Annotated in this window: 15 protein-coding genes and 1 pseudogene; 12 read left to right on the top strand and 4 right to left on the bottom strand. The window is 65.1% G+C overall.

Annotation, left to right across the window (positions count from 1 at the left end; genetic code table 11):
* Nucleotides 1-239 precede the first annotated feature (239 nt).
* From lipA to dapA, 5 genes are all read left to right on the top strand, one after another.
* Nucleotides 240-1,232 (top strand): lipoyl synthase, encoded by a 993-nt coding sequence (gene lipA / locus QM612_RS10290; protein ID WP_415253801.1) that lies wholly within the window; start codon nucleotides 240-242, stop codon nucleotides 1,230-1,232.
* Between the two features lie 400 nt (nucleotides 1,233-1,632).
* Nucleotides 1,633-3,867 carry a carboxy terminal-processing peptidase gene (locus QM612_RS10285; RefSeq protein WP_415253800.1) on the top strand — a complete coding sequence of 745 codons (2,235 nt, stop codon included), beginning with the start codon at nucleotides 1,633-1,635 and terminating at the stop codon, nucleotides 3,865-3,867.
* A gap of 99 nt (nucleotides 3,868-3,966) precedes the next feature.
* The gene (yedA, locus tag QM612_RS10280; protein ID WP_415253799.1) at nucleotides 3,967-4,863 is read left to right on the top strand and encodes a drug/metabolite exporter YedA; all 897 of its coding nucleotides are present in this window, start codon (nucleotides 3,967-3,969) and stop codon (nucleotides 4,861-4,863) included.
* Nucleotides 4,860-5,771: an EamA family transporter RarD gene (rarD, locus tag QM612_RS10275; protein ID WP_415253798.1), complete on the top strand. Its 912-nt coding sequence runs from the start codon at nucleotides 4,860-4,862 to the stop codon at nucleotides 5,769-5,771. Before yedA ends, rarD begins: the two co-directional genes overlap by 4 nt.
* 85 nt (nucleotides 5,772-5,856) lie before the next feature.
* Nucleotides 5,857-6,756 (top strand): 4-hydroxy-tetrahydrodipicolinate synthase, encoded by a 900-nt coding sequence (gene dapA, locus QM612_RS10270; RefSeq protein ID WP_415253797.1) that lies wholly within the window; start codon nucleotides 5,857-5,859, stop codon nucleotides 6,754-6,756.
* 15 nt (nucleotides 6,757-6,771) lie between these two features.
* Here dapA and QM612_RS10265 read toward each other — a convergent pair whose 3' ends face one another.
* The 4 genes from QM612_RS10265 to QM612_RS10250 all read right to left on the bottom strand — a co-directional run bounded on the left by QM612_RS10265 (nucleotide 6,772) and on the right by QM612_RS10250 (nucleotide 11,462).
* Nucleotides 6,772-8,088 (bottom strand): ABC transporter permease, encoded by a 1,317-nt coding sequence (locus QM612_RS10265; protein WP_415253796.1) that lies wholly within the window; start codon nucleotides 8,086-8,088, stop codon nucleotides 6,772-6,774.
* A gap of 12 nt (nucleotides 8,089-8,100) precedes the next feature.
* Nucleotides 8,101-9,267, bottom strand: coding sequence for an ABC transporter permease (locus QM612_RS10260; RefSeq protein ID WP_415253795.1), 1,167 nt, complete (start codon nucleotides 9,265-9,267; stop codon nucleotides 8,101-8,103).
* A gap of 136 nt (nucleotides 9,268-9,403) precedes the next feature.
* Nucleotides 9,404-10,096 carry an ABC transporter ATP-binding protein gene (locus QM612_RS10255; protein WP_415253794.1) on the bottom strand — a complete coding sequence of 231 codons (693 nt, stop codon included), beginning with the start codon at nucleotides 10,094-10,096 and terminating at the stop codon, nucleotides 9,404-9,406.
* 130 nt (nucleotides 10,097-10,226) lie between these two features.
* Complete coding sequence (locus QM612_RS10250; protein ID WP_415253793.1) at nucleotides 10,227-11,462, bottom strand: efflux RND transporter periplasmic adaptor subunit; 1,236 nt, start codon at nucleotides 11,460-11,462, stop codon at nucleotides 10,227-10,229.
* Nucleotides 11,463-11,691: 229 nt separating this feature from the next.
* On the opposite strand from QM612_RS10250, the gene QM612_RS10245 reads away from it, so the two are divergent.
* The 7 genes and pseudogenes from QM612_RS10245 to QM612_RS10215 all read left to right on the top strand — a co-directional run.
* Nucleotides 11,692-12,603 (top strand): ABC transporter ATP-binding protein, encoded by a 912-nt coding sequence (locus tag QM612_RS10245; protein ID WP_415253792.1) that lies wholly within the window; start codon nucleotides 11,692-11,694, stop codon nucleotides 12,601-12,603.
* Nucleotides 12,603-13,367 carry an ABC transporter permease gene (locus tag QM612_RS10240; RefSeq protein WP_415253791.1) on the top strand — a complete coding sequence of 255 codons (765 nt, stop codon included), beginning with the start codon at nucleotides 12,603-12,605 and terminating at the stop codon, nucleotides 13,365-13,367. Before QM612_RS10245 ends, QM612_RS10240 begins: the two co-directional genes overlap by 1 nt.
* Nucleotides 13,368-13,407: 40 nt before the next feature.
* A complete protein-coding gene (locus tag QM612_RS10235) occupies nucleotides 13,408-14,574 on the top strand; it encodes a sensor histidine kinase (protein WP_415253790.1) in 1,167 nt (388 codons plus the stop codon).
* Nucleotides 14,575-14,671: 97 nt separating this feature from the next.
* A complete protein-coding gene (locus tag QM612_RS10230; RefSeq protein WP_415253789.1) occupies nucleotides 14,672-15,274 on the top strand; it encodes a response regulator transcription factor in 603 nt (200 codons plus the stop codon).
* 107 nt (nucleotides 15,275-15,381) lie between these two features.
* The gene (locus QM612_RS10225; RefSeq protein ID WP_415253788.1) at nucleotides 15,382-15,660 is read left to right on the top strand and encodes a CopG family ribbon-helix-helix protein; all 279 of its coding nucleotides are present in this window, start codon (nucleotides 15,382-15,384) and stop codon (nucleotides 15,658-15,660) included.
* A gap of 32 nt (nucleotides 15,661-15,692) precedes the next feature.
* Nucleotides 15,693-15,944 (top strand): type II toxin-antitoxin system RelE/ParE family toxin, encoded by a 252-nt coding sequence (locus QM612_RS10220; protein ID WP_415253787.1) that lies wholly within the window; start codon nucleotides 15,693-15,695, stop codon nucleotides 15,942-15,944.
* Nucleotides 15,945-16,044: 100 nt separating this feature from the next.
* Nucleotides 16,045-16,244, top strand: a pseudogene (locus QM612_RS10215) (hypothetical protein); the annotation flags it as partial.

Below are 16,244 nucleotides of genomic sequence, written 5' to 3'. Positions count from 1 at the left end.
GCCCGGCGTCTTGCAGTCCGCCGTCAACTCGTTCAGGGTCGTCTTGCTCAGTTCCATGTCGCTGCTCCTGCCGGTATCGCCGGCTGCGGGTCAAAGGGCAGTTACACAGTTCAATTTACAGACTCCATCGTGAGGCCTCCCCCGCCTCTATTATGCGGCGAACCTAATCCTAGTCCCCTGCCCGGCATGCGGCAATCTGAAGCTGCCGGGTATCCATGCCCTTGTGGAATAATGCCCGCATGAGCAGCATGCCCCGCACCATCCCGCTGGCCGTCGTGTCCGATGCCGCGCCCTCGCTTGAGCCGGGCGTGCGCCAGGTCGCCGACCAGAAGATCGCGCGTTCGCCGGTGCAGTTCGCCGATGTGCCGGTGCTGCGCAAGCCGTCATGGATCCGCGTGCGCATCCCCAGCGGCAACGCGGTGCAGGCGCTGAAGTCCAAGCTGCGCGAGAACCGGCTGGTCACGGTCTGCGAGGAAGCCAGCTGCCCGAACATCCACGAATGCTTCGGCCACGGCACCGCCACGTTCATGATCCTCGGTGAGGTCTGCACGCGCCGCTGTTCGTTCTGCGACGTCGCCCACGGTCGGCCCAAGCCGCCGGACATGCAGGAGCCGGCGAACCTTGCACGCACGGTTGCCGACATGGGCCTGAAATACGTGGTCATCACCAGCGTGGATCGCGATGACCTGCGCGACGGCGGTGCCCAGCATTTCGTTGACTGCATCCGCGAAACCCGCGCCGCCGCACCCGGCATCCGCATCGAAATCCTGACCCCGGATTTCCGTGGCAAGGGGCGCATGGAGCGCGCGCTGGAGATATTGGCGCAGTCGCCGCCGGACGTGTTCAACCACAACATCGAAACCGTGCCGGACCTGTACCGCAACGTGCGTCCCGGTGCGGATTACCAGTGGTCGCTGACCCTGCTCTCGAGGTTCAAGGCGCAGCATCCGGATATCCCGACCAAGAGCGGCATCATGCTGGGCCTTGGCGAGACGATGGAGCAGGTGCAGGCCACCCTGCGTGACCTGCGCGCGCACGATGTGGAAATGGTCACCATCGGCCAGTACCTGCAACCCAGCCCGCACCACCACCCGGTGCTGCGCTACTGGACGCCGGAGGAATACAAGGAGCTGGAGCTTTACGGCTATTCGCTGGGCTTCAGTCACGTCGCATCAGGCCCGATGGTGCGTTCCAGCTACCACGCAGACCAGCAGGCGGCGGGCATCGCCTGAAACCCCGCGCGGAGCAAGCTCCGCGCCTACAGGGATGCCGGGTAGATGCCGAGCTTGCTCGGCATGGAACCTGCGCGGGGCAAATTCCGCACCTACAGGGATGCCGGGTAGATGCCGAGCTTGCTCGGCATGGAGCCTGCGCGGGGCAAGTTCCGCGCCTACGGGATGCCGGGTAGATGCCGAGCTTGCTCGGTTATGGAACCTGCGCGGAGCAAGCTCCGCGCCTACAGGGATGCCGGGTAGGTGCCGAGCTTGCTCGGCACGGCACTTCCGTTCACACAGATTCACGCAAGCCGGCTAGAGTGGTGCAGGCCGCCGCGCAGCGAACTTCCGGCACTGTCGGCAGGTCGTATCCCGGTACATCCTTGACGCAACGGCACCCTACGCCGTGGAACATCACATGAAGCCTTCCCGCACCCTGCTTGCCCTGTCCCTTGGTTTCGCGCTGGCCGCGCCGCTCGCCCTGCTGGCGCAAAGCCAGTTGCAGGAGCGCACCGAAAACGACACGAGCCTGATCGACACCAGCAAGACCAAGGCACCGGCGCTGCCGTTTGCGCCGACCATCGACCAGTCCACCACCGCACGCATGGTGCATGGCCTGCTGTCCGACAGCCGCTACGCCTATCGCCCGCGTGCGCTGGACGATGCGCTTTCGCGCGAGGTGCTGACCGAATACCTGAAGTCGCTTGACCCGGCGCGGTTGTTCTTCACCGCGCAGGACGTGGCCGGCTTCGACAAGTACGCCACCGAACTGGACGATGCGATCAAGAGCGGCCAGCTGGAGCCGGCGTGGACGATGTTCGCGCTGTACCGCAAGCGCGCGGAGCAGCGCATCGCCTATGTGCGTGGCCTGCTGAAGGGCAATTTCGACTTCACCACCGACGAACGCTACGAATACGACCGCGAGGATGCGCCGTGGGCCGATGCGGCCACCCTCGACAAGCTGTGGAGGCAGTCGGTGAAGAACGACTGGCTGCGCCTGAAGCTGGCCGGCAAGCAGCCCGAGGAGATCCGCAAGACGCTGGACAAGCGCTACGCCAACCAGCTGGACAGCGTGAACGAACTGAAATCCGAAGACGTGTTCCAGATCTTCCTCAATGCCTATGCCGGCAGCATCGATCCGCATACCGATTACATGACGCCGCGCAGTGCGGAGAACTTCAACGTCTCGATTTCCAACTCGCTGGAAGGCATCGGCGCGGTGCTGTTCAAGCAGGACGACGTGGTGGTGATCCGCGAGATGGTGCCGGGTGGCCCGGCTTCGGGCAGTGGCAAGCTGAAGACGGGCGACCGCATCGTCGGCGTGGGCCAGGGCACCTCGGGCGAGATGAAGGACGTGGTGGGCTGGCGCATCGACGACGTGGTGCAGCTGATCCGTGGCAAGGCCGATACCCAGGTGCGGCTGGACGTGGTGCCGGCGGAAGCGCCGCTGGACAGCAAGCCAGGCCGTGTGCTGCTGACCCGCGCCAAGGTGCGGCTGGAAGATGCGCGGGCCAAGGCCGAGACCATCACCATCCCGGCCAGCGACGGCCAGCCGGCGCGCCGGATCGGCGTCATCAAGCTGCCCGGTTTCTATCAGGATTTCGAGGCGCGCCGACGCAACGACGAGAACTATGCCTCGGCTACGCGCGACGTGGCGCGCATGCTGGGCGAGTTTCGCGCTTCGAAGATGGATGGCGTGGTGCTGGACCTGCGCGGCAACGGCGGTGGCTCGCTGGGCGAGGCGGTGGAGTTGACCGGCCTGTTCATCGATCGTGGCCCGGTGGTGCAGGTGCGCGAATCCGGTGGGCGCGTCAACGTGCAGCATGACCGCGATGCCGGTGTTGCGTGGGATGGCCCGCTGGCGGTGCTGGTCAATCGCGGCTCGGCCTCGGCTTCGGAAATCGTGGCCGGCGCGGTGCAGGACTACGGGCGCGGCCTTGTCATCGGCGAGACCACCTTCGGCAAGGGCACCGTGCAGAACATGGTGGACCTTGACCGTTGGCCGGCCAACGAAGCGCCGCGCTTCGGCCAGGTCAAGCTGACCATCGCCCAGTTCTTCCGTCCGGGCGGCAGCAGCACCCAGAACAAGGGCGTGGAGCCGGACGTGCGTTTCCCGGCCAGCGTGGATGCCGCCGAATATGGCGAAAGCACCTACGAAAACGCGCTGCCATGGACGCGGATCAAGGCCGAGCAGCACATCCGCTACGGCAATTTCGCGCCGCTGCTGGCACCGCTGGAACAGCGCCACGCCGCGCGCGTGAAGCGTGAGGTGGAATACCAGTGGTGGGTCGAGGACGTGAACCGCTTCCGCGAGGAAAATGCGAAGAAGTCGATCTCGCTCAACGAGGCCGAGCGCCGCGCCGAGCGTGACCAGTTCGAAGCCCGGCGCAAGCAGCGCGCCGAGGAGCGCAAGCGCCTTGGCATTGCGCTGGATCCGTTGCTGGAAGCGCGTTCCGATGATGGCCTGATGGCCGATGAGCGCAACCTGGCCGAGTCGGTGGCGCGCGAGGAAGCAGCAAAGAAGGTCACCGATCCGCTGCTGCGCGAATCCGCCGCGATCCTGTCCGATGCCATCGGCCTGCTGGGCAAGGATGCGAAGCTGGCGGCGCAGGTGCTGCCGGAGACGCGCACTGCCGGGCATTGGGCACACTGACGCATCGGCATCGCAAACCATCGATAATCAAGTCACGCGGCGGGCGCCTTCGGGTGCCCGTCCTGCTTGATCGCACCGCCCGCACGGACACGCCCCCGCATGCAGAACACACACACCGCCAGCGGTACGCGCGTCGCACTTGCGCTGGCCGCGGTCTATCTGATCTGGGGTTCCACCTATCTTGCGATTCGTTTTGCGCTGGAAGGTGGCTTCCCGCCGTTTTTGCTGGGCGGCATCCGCTTCGTCATCGCCGGCAGTCTGCTGTATGCCTTCCTGCGCTGGCGCGGCATGCACGCGCCCACCCGCGCGCAGTGGCGCAACGCGGCGGTGATGGGCGTGCTGATGCTGTTGCTGGGCAATGGCATGGTCAATTTCGCCGAGAAGACGGTGTCCTCCGGCATGGCCGCAGTGGCGGTGGCATCGGCGCCGTTGTGGATGGGCGTGTTCGCGGCGATGCGCGGGCAGCACCCAAGCCGCATCGAATGGGTGGGGCTGGGCATCGGCTTCCTCGGTGTGCTCTGGCTCAATGCCGGCAGCAGCCTGAGTGGTTCCAAGGCAGGCATGGCCGCATTGCTGGTCGCCACCGTGGCCTGGTCCTACGGTTCGATCTGGAGCCGTGGCCGCGATTTCCCGTCGCCGTTCATGGCATCGGCCGCGCAAATGCTGTGTGGCGGCGTGGCGATGTGCATCGTTGGTGCGCTGGCCGGTGAACGCTTCCACGGCATGCCGGGCGCGCATGCCATCGCCGCGTTCTGGTACCTGATCGTGATGGGTTCGCTGGTTGGTTTCTCCGCCTATATCTGGCTGCTGCACAACGTGCGCCCCGCATTGGCCGGCAGCTATGCCTACGTCAATCCGGCGATTGCCGTCGCGCTGGGCGCGTGGCTTGCGAATGAACGCTTCGGCACGCATGAACTGGTGGCGATGGGCGTGATCCTGTCCGGCGTGGTGGCGATCACATTGGCGAAGGCGCGCAAGCCGAAGGCGGCTGCGTGAGTGCGGCAAAACTGGATCGCGGCGGCGTCTGGCTTGCGGTTGGTGCCTATGTTTCGTGGGGGATGATGCCGCTGTACTGGCATCTGCTGAAGATGGTGCCGTCGTTGCAGATCATCGCCCACCGCGTGGTCTGGAGTGCGCTGCTGGTCTGCGGCTGGCTGGGTTTCAAATACGGGCGCGGCTGGCTGCGGGAAACCCTGTCGCGTCCAAACGCGGTGTGGATGCTGGCGCTCAGCGGCGTGCTGATCGCGTTCAACTGGGGCCTGTATATCTGGGCGGTCAATGCCGGCCACGTGGTGGAAACCGCGCTGGGCTATTTCATCAACCCGCTGCTCAACGTGGTGTTGGCGGTCGTGGTGCTGCACGAGCGGCTCAATCGCGTGCAGTGGCTGTCGGTCAGCATCGCCACTGCCGGCGTGCTGTGGCTGACCTTCAACTACGGCAGCTTCCCGTGGATCGCGCTTGCGCTGGCGGCATCGTTCGGTGCTTACGGACTGGTGCGCAAGCTGCTGGGCGCGCCGCCGGTACGTGGGCTGGGCGTGGAGAGTTTGTTCCTGTTGCTGCCGGCGCTGGTCTATCTGGCCTGGATGGAAACCACCGGCAGCGGCCACATGCTGCCGCATGGCGATGCGCCAAGCTGGGGCTGGGGCGTTGCCGGCCTGCTGGTGTTCAGCGGCGTGCTTACCGCGCTGCCGTTGATCGGCTTTGCCGCCGCCGTGCAGCGCATCCCGTATGCCCTGGTGGGCCTGCTGCAATACATCGCACCGACCCTGCAGCTGCTGGCCGGCGTGCTGATCCTGCATGAGCCATTTGGCCGCGACCGCGCGATAGGCTTCGCCTTCATCTGGGCAGCACTGGCGCTGTACGCCGTTGATGGCCTGCGGCGTTCGCGGCGCAAGCCGGCCTGATCGCCATGCAGGCATGCCGTTCCGTCAGGGCGGCAGGCGCGCGGCATCGCTAGAATCGGCGTTCCCCACATCCAATGGTTCGCACATGGCGTCCGTTCCCGCTCCCCTGCGCGGCAGCATCGTTGCGCTTGTCACTCCCATGCATGCCGATGGCAGCGTCGATCACGATGCACTGCGCAGGCTGATCGACTGGCACATCGCCGAAGGCACCGACTGCATAGGCGTGGTCGGCACCACCGGCGAATCGCCGACGGTGAACGTGGAGGAACACTGCGACATCATCCGCATCGCGGTGGAGCAGGCGGCGGGCCGGGTGCCGGTGATGGCCGGCTGCGGCGGTAATTCCACCACGGAAGCCATCGCGCTGGCGCGCTATGCGCGCGAGGTCGGTGCCAGCAGCCAGTTGCAGGTGGTGCCGTACTACAACAAGCCGGGGCAGGAAGGGCAGTACCGCCATTTCCGTGCGATTGCCGAAGCCACCGGCGACCTGCCCATCGTGCTTTACAACGTGCCGGGCCGCAGCGTGGCCGACATGCAGCACGACACCGTGCTGCGGCTGGCGCAGGTGCCGGGCATCGTGGGCATCAAGGAAGCCACCGGCAACATCGAACGCGCGCAGTGGCTGATCCGCGACATGCCGGAAGGTTTCGCGGTGTATTCCGGCGATGACGCCACCGCCGTTGCGCTGATGCTCTGCGGCGGTCACGGCAACGTCAGCGTGACTGCCAACCTTGCGCCGCGCGCGATGCACGAACTGTGCGTGGCAGCGCTGGCGGGTGACGTGCAGTGCGCGCTGCAGATCCAGTTCCGCCTGCTGTCGCTGCACAAGCAGTTGTTCGTCGAAGCCAATCCCATTCCGGTGAAATGGGCGATGGCGCGTCTTGGCCTGTGCGGCGGTGCGCTGCGCCTGCCGTTGACCAAACTGGATGCCGCCCACCAGCCGAAACTGGAAGCCGCGTTGCGCGAAGCGGGACTGCTGCAATAACAGCCCCGCGACGACTCAGGCAGAGCGCAGGGCGTCGGTGACCGGCAGGCTGGCCGCGCGCAAGGCGGGGAACAAGCCGCCGATGAAGCCGATGGCCAGCGCCCACTTCAGGCCTTCCCACAGCAGCGCAGGGCCGACCTTGAACTGGAAGCTCATGCTGGACACGCCGCCCGCAATCGTGGATGCGCTGTAGCCGTTGAACACCAGCCACGCGATCAGCCCGCCCAGCGCGCCGCCGAGCAGCGCCAGCAGCATCGTTTCCAGCATCACCGCGATCACCACCGGCATGCCGCGAAAACCAATCGCGCGCAGGGTGGCGATTTCGCGCGCACGCGCGGCGACGGTGGCGAACATGGTGTTGAGCGCGCCGAAGATCGCACCGATCGCCATGATGCTGCCAACCACGATGCCGATGATGCGCAGGATGTTGGTGAGTTGTTCGGACTGCTTGCCGAAGTAACCCAGCGTGGTATCGGCTTCCACCTGCAGGCGCGGGTCGGTGGCCAGCGTGGCCTTGAAGGCATTGAAGTCCTTCGCACTATTCAACTTCGCGTACACCGCAGCACGGCTGCTGCCACGGCGGTAGGTCGTGGCCACCACGTCGGCGTCGGCCCATATTTCCGATGCAGTGGAGCCAGGCGAATCGAACACGCCCACCACCGTCCACGGCTGGTTGCCCAGCCGCACCTGCTTGCCCACCGTCAGGCCGGAGAACTGGCGCTGCGCGCCGGTACCCACCACCAGCTCGCGCCGGCCGGGTTCGAAGCGGCGACCATCGACCAGCTTCAGCTGCGGTCGCACCGCGAATGCCATCTCGCCCACGCCGCGTAGCGTGGCGCTGCCTTCCTCGCCGTCGTGGCGTGGCAGGTTGGCGGCGACCACCAGTTCCGGGGATGCCAGTGGCTTGCCCTGTGCGTCGCGTGCCACCTGCGGTGCGCGTTCGATGGCGGTGATCTGCTCGCGCGACAGCACCGAGGTGAGTTCCGCCGACGAACCGCCGCGCAGCACGATGGCAACGTCCTCGCTGCCGCTGCTGTTGACGGTGTGGCGATAGCCTTCGCTCATTGCCAGCAGCGCCACCAGCACGCCGACCACGCCGGCGATGCCCACCACCACCACTGACGATGCGCCGATGCGCTGCGCCAGCGTGCTGATGCCGACTTGCGTCACGGATGTGGCCTGTCGCCCGCTACGGGTCAGCATCATCCACAGTGCGAACAACACTGCAGCACCCAGCAGCGCCGGCCACGGCAACGCGATCCATGCAATCAGGAACACCGCCAGCAGCAGGAACAGGCCGAAGCCGCGCAGGAAGGATTTGATCTTCTTCATGTGTGTTCTCCCTCAGCGTCCGGCCAGTGCATCGACGATGTTCAGGCGCATCGCACGGATCGCAGGCAGCGCGCCCACCAGCAGGCCGATGCCCGCCATCAACGCCAGCCCCAGCGACCAGCTGCGCCAGCCGATGGCCGGCAGATTGATCGCGCCGTTGCTGGCGCCGCTGACGATGGGCGCAAGCACCGCTGCCAGTCCCAGCCCCAGCACGCCGCCAATCAGCACCAGCAGCACCGATTCGGCCAGCACCATGCCCAGCACCGACGTGCTGGTAAAGCCAATCGTCTTGAGCACGGCCAGTTCCGATGTGCGCTCGCGCACCGCCTGCGCCATCGTGTTGCCGGTGAGCAGCAGCAGGGTGAAGAACACCGCACCCATGATCGAGCCCACGATCAGGCCAACGTCGGCCATCTGCTTGAGTTGCGAGGCGAATGCCGCCTGCTCGTTCATGGTCTTGGTTTCGTGCGGCGAGTTGGCCGACAGTGCATCGATGGCCTTGGCCGCCGCGTCGCTGCGGCGCACGTCGGACACGCGGCTGATGTACCAGCCCACGTCGCCATCGACATAGGGCGTGGATTCCTCGAAGTACTTGTAGTGCAACAGGATCAGCGCGTCGGTGAAACCGCCCTGCTTGCCGTCCTTCGTCCCGATCGTGCCGACGATGTCGAACGCCCAGTTCAGGGTGCCGTCGCTGTTGGGGAAGATGGTCGATTGCAGCGGGATCTTCTGGCCCACCTTCCAGCCGAAGCGTTTCATCGTCGCCTCGCCGACCAGGATGCCGGTGCGGGTGTTCTTCCACGCTGCAAGCTGCGCCGGCTCCACAAGAATCTCCGGATACAACTCGAGATAGTTGGGTGCCACCGCGAAGGAGAAGATCTGGTTGCGCGGATTCTGGTAGGCGCCACCGAACCAGTTGGCGTAGGTCACCGCTTCGATGTTGTCCACGCGCTTGATGCGCGCTTCCAGCGACAGCGGCAGGGTTTCGATGAAGGACAGCTTCGACGAAGTCTGCAACCGTTGTGCGCCGTCGGCGTTCTGGCCCAACTGGGCGAACGTGGTACGGATGCCGTCCAGCAGGCCGAACAGCAAAAACGCGGCAAGGATCGACGCCAGCGTCAGCAAGGTGCGGGTCTTGCGCCGGAACAGTGCGGCCCAGATGAGGTGGAAGTATTTCATGGTGTCTCCAGCTGTTCCTTCTCCCTCCGGGAGAAGGTGGCGCGGAGCGCCGGATGAGGGTTCGGTGCGGAATGGAGGTTCGTCGGTGTCCGAACCCTCACCCCAACCCCTCCCCCGGAGGGAGAGGGGCAATCAGTCAGGCCGCGTGCGCCTGCGTTTCTACCAGCACACCCTTGTCCAGATGCAGGGTGTGGCTGGCGTACTCGGCGGCCTTCGGGTCGTGGGTGACCATGACGATCGTCTTGCCGTGCGTGCGGTTGAGTTCCTGCAAGAGGCCAAGGATGTCCTCGGCGGATTGGCGGTCAAGATCGCCGGTGGGTTCGTCGCAGATCAGCAAGGTGGGGTCGGAGACGATGGCACGGGCGATGGCGACGCGCTGCTGCTGGCCACCGGAGAGTTCCGCCGGCTTGTGCGAAACGCGATCCGCAAGGCCCACCAGTTGCAGTGCGATCTGTGCATTCTGCTTGCGCTGCGCACCGGACAGATTGGTGAGCAGCAGCGGAAGCTCCACGTTCTTCTGCGCGCTCAGTGCCGGCATCAGGTTGTAGAACTGGAACACGTAGCCCACGTTCTGGCTGCGCCAGTGCGAAAGCTTGCCGCCGCCAAGCTGATCGATGCGCTGGCCGGCCACTTCGATGCTGCCGGAGCTGGGCGAGTCCAGTCCGCCGATCAGGTTGAGCAGGGTGGTCTTGCCGGAACCGGACGGCCCCATCAGCGCAACGAAGTCGCCCTGCGCAATGTCCAGATCGATGCCGTGCAGCACTTCGACCTTCTCGGGCCCGCGCTGGTAGGTCTTGGTGAGGTTGCGGATGCTGACGAGTGCGGACATGCGAGTTCCTTTATGTGTAGTGCGCCGTGCCTGTAGCGGCGGAGCTTGCTCCGCTGGCCTGTGTCGTTGCCCAAAGCCGAGCAAGCTCGGCTTCTACAAATTGTTTGTTTCCAAATGGATCACGGATTGTTCATTCGCTGGTTGCCGTTTGCACCTTCGCGCCTTCGGCCAGCCCGGCAGGTGGCGACACCACCACCGTCTCGCCCGGCGCAAGACCGGATGTCACTTCGCGGTCATCGCCCAGCGTGCCACCGGCCTGCACCTTGCGCAGTTCCACCGTGTCCTCGCTGCCGACCACGAACACGGCATCGCCACCGTCGCGCTGCACCAGCGCAGCCGCCGGCACGCGCACGCCGCGCTTCGGTTCTGCATCTGCCTCCGGTGCTTTTTCAAGGAAGCTCACGGTCACGCCCATGTCGGGCACGATGCGCGCGTCCTTCTGCTTCAGCGCCACGCGCACCTTCACCGTGGCCTTGCCGCGATCGGCGGTGGGGATGATGGCGATGACCTCCGCCGGAATCTTCCAGTCCGGATACGAATTGAGCGTGGCCTGCACCGGCATCTTCGGCTGCACGCGGCCGATGTAGGCCTCGCCTACATCGACTTCGACCTCCAGCGAATCCATGTCAACGATCGTGCCGATGCCGGTGCGGGTGTAGCCGCCACCTGCCGCCATCGGCGAAACGATCTCGCCCGGCTGCGCGGCCTTGGCGATCACCACGCCCGCGAACGGCGCACGCACGATGGTGTTGTCCACGCCCTGCGCGGCGATGCGCAGGCCATCGGACGCGACCTCGGCATTGCGCTGTGCGGTGGCGAGCTGCGCGCGCAGGGCATCGCGGCTTGCGACCGCCTGCTCGTACTGCGCGCGTGACACCAGCTTCTGCGCAACCAGCGTGGACAGCCGCGCGGCATTGGCTTCGGCTTCCTTCAACTGTGCCTGCACGCCGATGGCCTGGCTGCGCGCGGCAGCCAATTGCGAGGCGGACAGTGCGCGCTGCTGCTGTGCATCGATGGGATCAAGCGTTGCAATCACCTGGCCTGCCTCCACGCGCTGGCCTTCCTCGATCAATACCTCGCGCACCTTGCCCGGCACCTTGGCCGAGACCGTTGCCATGCGTCGGGCGACGATGTAGCCGCTGGCGTCCAGCACCGATGCACTGGCATCGCCACTCGCCAGCGATACCGCCGTGGCGGTTTGCACCTGCGTGGCCTTGTCGCCGCCCAGCAGCTTCCAGCCGATGCCAACGAGCAGCAGCACGGCGGCAGCGATGCCCAGCCCGATCCACAAGCCTTTGCGCGAAGGCGGCGGCGGGGCGTTGCGGTCGATCTTCAGCGATTTGAGCAGGTCGGCGTTGGTATTCATCGATGCGATTGGGAAGTCGGGAACTGGTTGCCACCATCACGCATGCGGGTGATGGTGTCAAGCATACTTTACATGACGATGGCCGTCACGTTTGCGATGTGCGAGCAGGCTACCGGCATCGCCCGTGTCGATCAGGTGATGGTTGTCATGTGATTCGTCTGACGCCAGCAAATGTCACAAACGGCGTCCGATGCCGAAGATGCCGCCATCCACAAGAGGAATGGCCGCCATGCAAGGAAACGGGCACAACGTGGTCGCGCGGTTGCAGGGCGTGCGCAAGCGCTACGGCAAGACGCAGGCGCTGGATGGACTGGATCTGTCGCTGCGTGCGGGGCAGGTGACCTCGCTGTTGGGCGCAAACGGCGCCGGCAAGACCACGGCGGTCGGATTGCTGCTGGGCCTGCTTGAAGCCGATGCAGGCGTGGCCGAAGTGTTCGGCCAGTCACCCGGCTCACGCGTGGCGCGCATCGGCACTGGCGCGATGCTGCAATCGGCCGGTATTCCCGACCGTTTGAAGGTGGGCGAGGTGCTGGCGCTGGTGCGCAGCTATTACCCGAATCCGCGCAGTGTTGCCGATTGCGTGGCGCTGGCAGGGCTGGATGGCCTGATGGAGCGCCAGTACAAGGCGCTGTCTGGTGGCCAGCAGCGGCGCGTGCAGTTCGCACTCGCCATCTGCGGCAGGCCACGCCTGCTGTGCCTGGACGAGCCGACTACGGGCCTGGATATCGATGCGCGGCAGGGTATCTGGAAGGCGCTGCGCGAACTGGTCGCCGATGGCAGTGCGGTGCTGCTCACCACGCATTACTTGGAGGAAGCCGAAGCGCTGTCTGACCATGTGGCAGTGATCGACCGTGGCCGCATGGTGGCCGAAGGCAGCGTGGCGGCGATCCGTGCGCATGTCGCGCAGCGTCGCATCCGCTGCGTGTGTACGCTTCCTGCCGATGCCGTGGCGCAGTGGCCCGGCGTGCGGCAGGCACAGCGTGATGGCGATGTGCTGCGCATCGTGGCTGACAACGCAGAAAACGTCGTGCGCCGCCTGCTGGATGCAGATGCGCAGTTGCACGATCTGGAAGTGCAACGCGCCGGCCTTGCCGATGCCTTTATCGAACTCACCCGCAACGACCAGCAGGAGGCCGCGTGATGGCTACCATCGTTTCCGAACATCGTCATTCGTTGCTGCGCAGCTACGTGCTGGAGGCGAAGTGCGAGTTCCTGCGCATGCTGCGCGAACCGTCGTTCTGCCTCCCGGTGATCGCGTTCCCGGCGATGTTCTACCTGCTGTTCGGGGTGGTGTTGAACAAGGACAATGGCGCAGCCGCCGAATATTTTCTGGCGACCTATGGCGTGTTCGGCGTGATCGGTGCCGCGCTGTTCGGCTTCGGCGCGATCATTGCCGTGGATCGCGAGCGCGGCTTCATGCGCTTGAAGCGCGTGCTGCCGGTGCCGCCGGGTGCGGCGCTGCTGGCAAAGATGGTGATGGCGATGCTGTTTGCCGCGATCATCTCGCTGGTGCTAGCCGGGATTGCCGCAGGCATCGGCGGCGTGTCGCTGCGGCCTTCGCAATGGGCAGTGCTGTTCGTGGTCAATGTGCTGGGCGTGATGCCGTTTGCCGCCATCGGCATGTACATCGGCACGCTGGTGGGCGGCAATGCCGCACCGGCCCTGCTCAATGTGTTGTACCTGCCGATGGCCTTCCTGTCCGGGCTGTGGCTGCCGCTGGCCATGCTGCCCAGCGTGATCGGAAAACAGGCTGTGGCATGGCCGGCCTATCACCTCGGCCAGCTCGCGCTGAAGGTGGTGGGTTACGACCAGGGCGGCGCACTCGCCATCCATCTGCTGGTGCTGGCCGCGTTCACCGCCGTGTTCTTCCTGCTGGCGCAGCGCCGGCTGTCGGCTGCGGAGTGAGCCATGCCATGATCCGCGCACATCGCCAAAGGTCTGCTTCGTGAAACCTTCCTCATTGCCACGCTGGTTGCAGCCCGCGCCCGATTCGCTGGCTGCCGGTGAAATGCGGCTGGGCCGCCCGCTGTGGACGCATTTCGTGCATCTGGTGTGGTCGGTGTGGGTATTCCTGACGCCGCTACTGTCCGACGGCATCTACGGCTTCACTCTGCGCTGGGTGCTGCTGACCCTGTTCTCGTATCCGCTGTTCCTGTGGCTGTACACGGTCAGCGTGATGGCATCGCCACGGCGCGCGCATCGTGCCGCCTTGTGCATGGTGCTGCTGTGCCTCGCGCTGTTGCCGTGGTATCCCTCCGGCCTGAGCTATTTCGTGTTCGGCTGCGTGATGCTGCAGCAGCGCTCCATGCCGCGCTACATCGGATTGCTGGCCGTGGTGAACGCGGCGTTGGTCGCGTATGCGGGCTACATCGGCTATCCGTGGCAGTCCGTGATCTGGATGCCGATCGTCACCGCGATCATCGGCTTGCTGGTCATGGTCGAGCGCATGGGCCTGGAACGCGAAGCAGCGCTCAAGCTCTCGCACGATGAAGTGCGGCGGCTGGCTGCACTGGCCGAACGCGAACGCATCGGCCGCGACCTGCATGACCTGCTTGGGCATACGCTGTCGATGGTGGCGTTGAAGTCGGATCTTGCCGCACGCCTGCTGGAGCGCGATGCCGATGCCGCACGCGGCGAAATTGCCGAAGTCAGCCGGGTGGCACGCGATGCGCTGGCGCAGGTGCGCGGCGCGGTCAGTGGCATCCGCGCTGCCGGCATCGCAGCGGAACTGGCATCGGCCAAGCTGCTGCTGGAAACCGACGGCGTCAGCTTCGACTATCGCCTTGATGACGATTTCTCTGCCGCCGTGTTGCCTGCGCAGGCGGAGAACGCACTGGCGATGTGCGTGCGCGAAGCCGCCACCAACATCCAGCGCCACGCGCGTGCGCAGCGCGCAGAGGCCGGTTTCGGTATCGAAAACGGCGAAGCGGTGTTGCAGGTGCAGGACGATGGCCGTGGCAGTGCCATCGCGCCCGGCAATGGCCTGTCCGGCATGCGCGAACGCATCGAAGCGCTGGGCGGTCGCCTGCGCATCGACAGCCAGCGCGGTGCAGGCACGCGCATCGAGGCGCGGGTGCCGTTGGCGGTGAATGATGATGTCTTGCATGATTGAGCATGTCCCCGCTGTTCCTTCTCCCCGCTTGCGGGGAGAAGGTGCCGAAGGCGGATGAGGGGCGGTCAGGCCTCTCGATCTGCTAACGTCCCACGCCATGATTCGCGTCCTGCTCGCCGAAGACCAGGCCATGCTGCGCGGCGCGCTGGCCGCGCTGCTGGGCATGGAATCCGACATCGAGGTGGTGGGCGCAGCTGCCGATGGCGAAGCCGCATGGCGCGAACTGCAACGCCTGAAACCTGATCTTCTGGTCACCGACATCGAAATGCCGGGCCTGACCGGCATCGAACTGGCCCAGCGCATCCAGCGCCACGAACTGCCGGTGAAGGTGGTCATCGTCACCACGTTTGCCCGCAGTGGTTTCTTGCGCCGCGCGCTGGACGCCGGCGTGTCCGGTTATCTGCTCAAGGACGCGCCCGCCGAACAACTGGCGGATGCCCTGCGCAAGGTGCATCGCGGCGGTCGTGCCATCGATCCGCAACTGGCACTGGAAGCATGGGGTGAAGCCGATCCGCTCAATGACCGCGAACGGCAGGCACTGCGGCTGGCAGGCGAGGGGCTTTCTGCCAACGAAATCGCCGCGCAGCTCAACCTGTCCCACGGCACCGTGCGCAACTACCTGTCCGAGGCCATCGGCAAACTCGGCGTCGGCAACCGGATCGAGGCGTATCGCCTTGCGCGGCAAAAGGGGTGGTTGTGAGCCTTTTGCGTGAAGATGGATGTGAGTGTGACTGTTGAGTTGTGGACAGTCAGCCACAAACGCCATAAGGTAGCGAAAGGTATTACCTGGTAGCAAAAGAGGTTGCCATGGCATCTGCAACGTCGATCAAGCTGGACGATGACTTGAAAGGCCGCATCCAGCATCTTGCCGATGCTCGTCGCCGGTCATCGCACTGGATCATGCGCGAAGCGATTGCACAATACGTCGAGCGCGAAGAGCGGCGCGAAGCATTCCGGCAGGACACGCTGCGCGCATGGGAGGAATACCAGCGCACGGGTCTGCATCTCACCGCCGAAGAGGTCGATGAATGGCTTGCGAGCTGGGGAACTGAAAATGAGTTGCCCGCGCCCGCATGCCACAAGTGAAAGTAATCCTTGCGGCGACCGCGATCCGGGACATGCAACGCCTGCGTGACTTCCTCCGCCCCAAGAATGCCAACGCTGCGCGCCGAGCCGGTGAAGCACTCCAGCAGGGCCTCAAAGTCCTTGGCATGCACCCGCACATGGGCCGGCTTGTTGATGGATCACCCGAACATTATCGGGAATGGCTGATCGACTTCGGAGAGAGTGGTTATGTGGCGCGTTATCGGATCGACAATGACGCCGTGACCATCCTTGCCATTCGGCATCAAAAGGAAGCGGGGCTCTGAAGCTCACGGTGTCGCCGCGTGCGCGAGATACCGGAACGGCGTAGGCTGCGACCATTCCAACCGAAGGGGTGAGTGCGATGCGTGCAGGCAAACCCGCGCCGTGGTTCTGGCTGGTCGCCGTGTTGGCGCTGCTGTGGAATCTGTTCGGCCTGTTCTCGTTCTACATGCACCTGAGAGCCTGTTCAAAGTCTTTCTCATCCCTGATGCTATAGGGATGAGACATCCCTATCCCAGTGACATCAGCCGCGAGCAGTTCGAGACGATCCTTCCGCTGCTGGAGAGTGCCCGCAAGAAGACTGC

The organism is Thermomonas sp., assembly GCF_047606765.1.
Taxonomy (GTDB): domain Bacteria; phylum Pseudomonadota; class Gammaproteobacteria; order Xanthomonadales; family Xanthomonadaceae; genus Thermomonas.
The sequence above is the reverse complement of the archived record's forward strand: the minus strand, read 5'-3'. Positions and strand labels throughout refer to the sequence as shown.

Coding starts and splice junctions, on each gene's coding strand:
- lipA (WP_415253801.1), top strand. CDS start 240: ATGAGCAGCATGCCCCGCACCATCCCGCTGGCCGTCGTGTCCGATGCC.
- QM612_RS10285 (WP_415253800.1), top strand. CDS start 1,633: ATGAAGCCTTCCCGCACCCTGCTTGCCCTGTCCCTTGGTTTCGCGCTG.
- yedA (WP_415253799.1), top strand. CDS start 3,967: ATGCAGAACACACACACCGCCAGCGGTACGCGCGTCGCACTTGCGCTG.
- dapA (WP_415253797.1), top strand. CDS start 5,857: ATGGCGTCCGTTCCCGCTCCCCTGCGCGGCAGCATCGTTGCGCTTGTC.
- QM612_RS10265 (WP_415253796.1), bottom strand. CDS start 8,088: ATGAAGAAGATCAAATCCTTCCTGCGCGGCTTCGGCCTGTTCCTGCTG.
- QM612_RS10260 (WP_415253795.1), bottom strand. CDS start 9,267: ATGAAATACTTCCACCTCATCTGGGCCGCACTGTTCCGGCGCAAGACC.
- QM612_RS10255 (WP_415253794.1), bottom strand. CDS start 10,096: ATGTCCGCACTCGTCAGCATCCGCAACCTCACCAAGACCTACCAGCGC.
- QM612_RS10250 (WP_415253793.1), bottom strand. CDS start 11,462: ATGAATACCAACGCCGACCTGCTCAAATCGCTGAAGATCGACCGCAAC.
- QM612_RS10245 (WP_415253792.1), top strand. CDS start 11,692: ATGCAAGGAAACGGGCACAACGTGGTCGCGCGGTTGCAGGGCGTGCGC.
- QM612_RS10240 (WP_415253791.1), top strand. CDS start 12,603: ATGGCTACCATCGTTTCCGAACATCGTCATTCGTTGCTGCGCAGCTAC.
- QM612_RS10230 (WP_415253789.1), top strand. CDS start 14,672: ATGATTCGCGTCCTGCTCGCCGAAGACCAGGCCATGCTGCGCGGCGCG.
- QM612_RS10225 (WP_415253788.1), top strand. CDS start 15,382: ATGGCATCTGCAACGTCGATCAAGCTGGACGATGACTTGAAAGGCCGC.
- QM612_RS10220 (WP_415253787.1), top strand. CDS start 15,693: ATGCAACGCCTGCGTGACTTCCTCCGCCCCAAGAATGCCAACGCTGCG.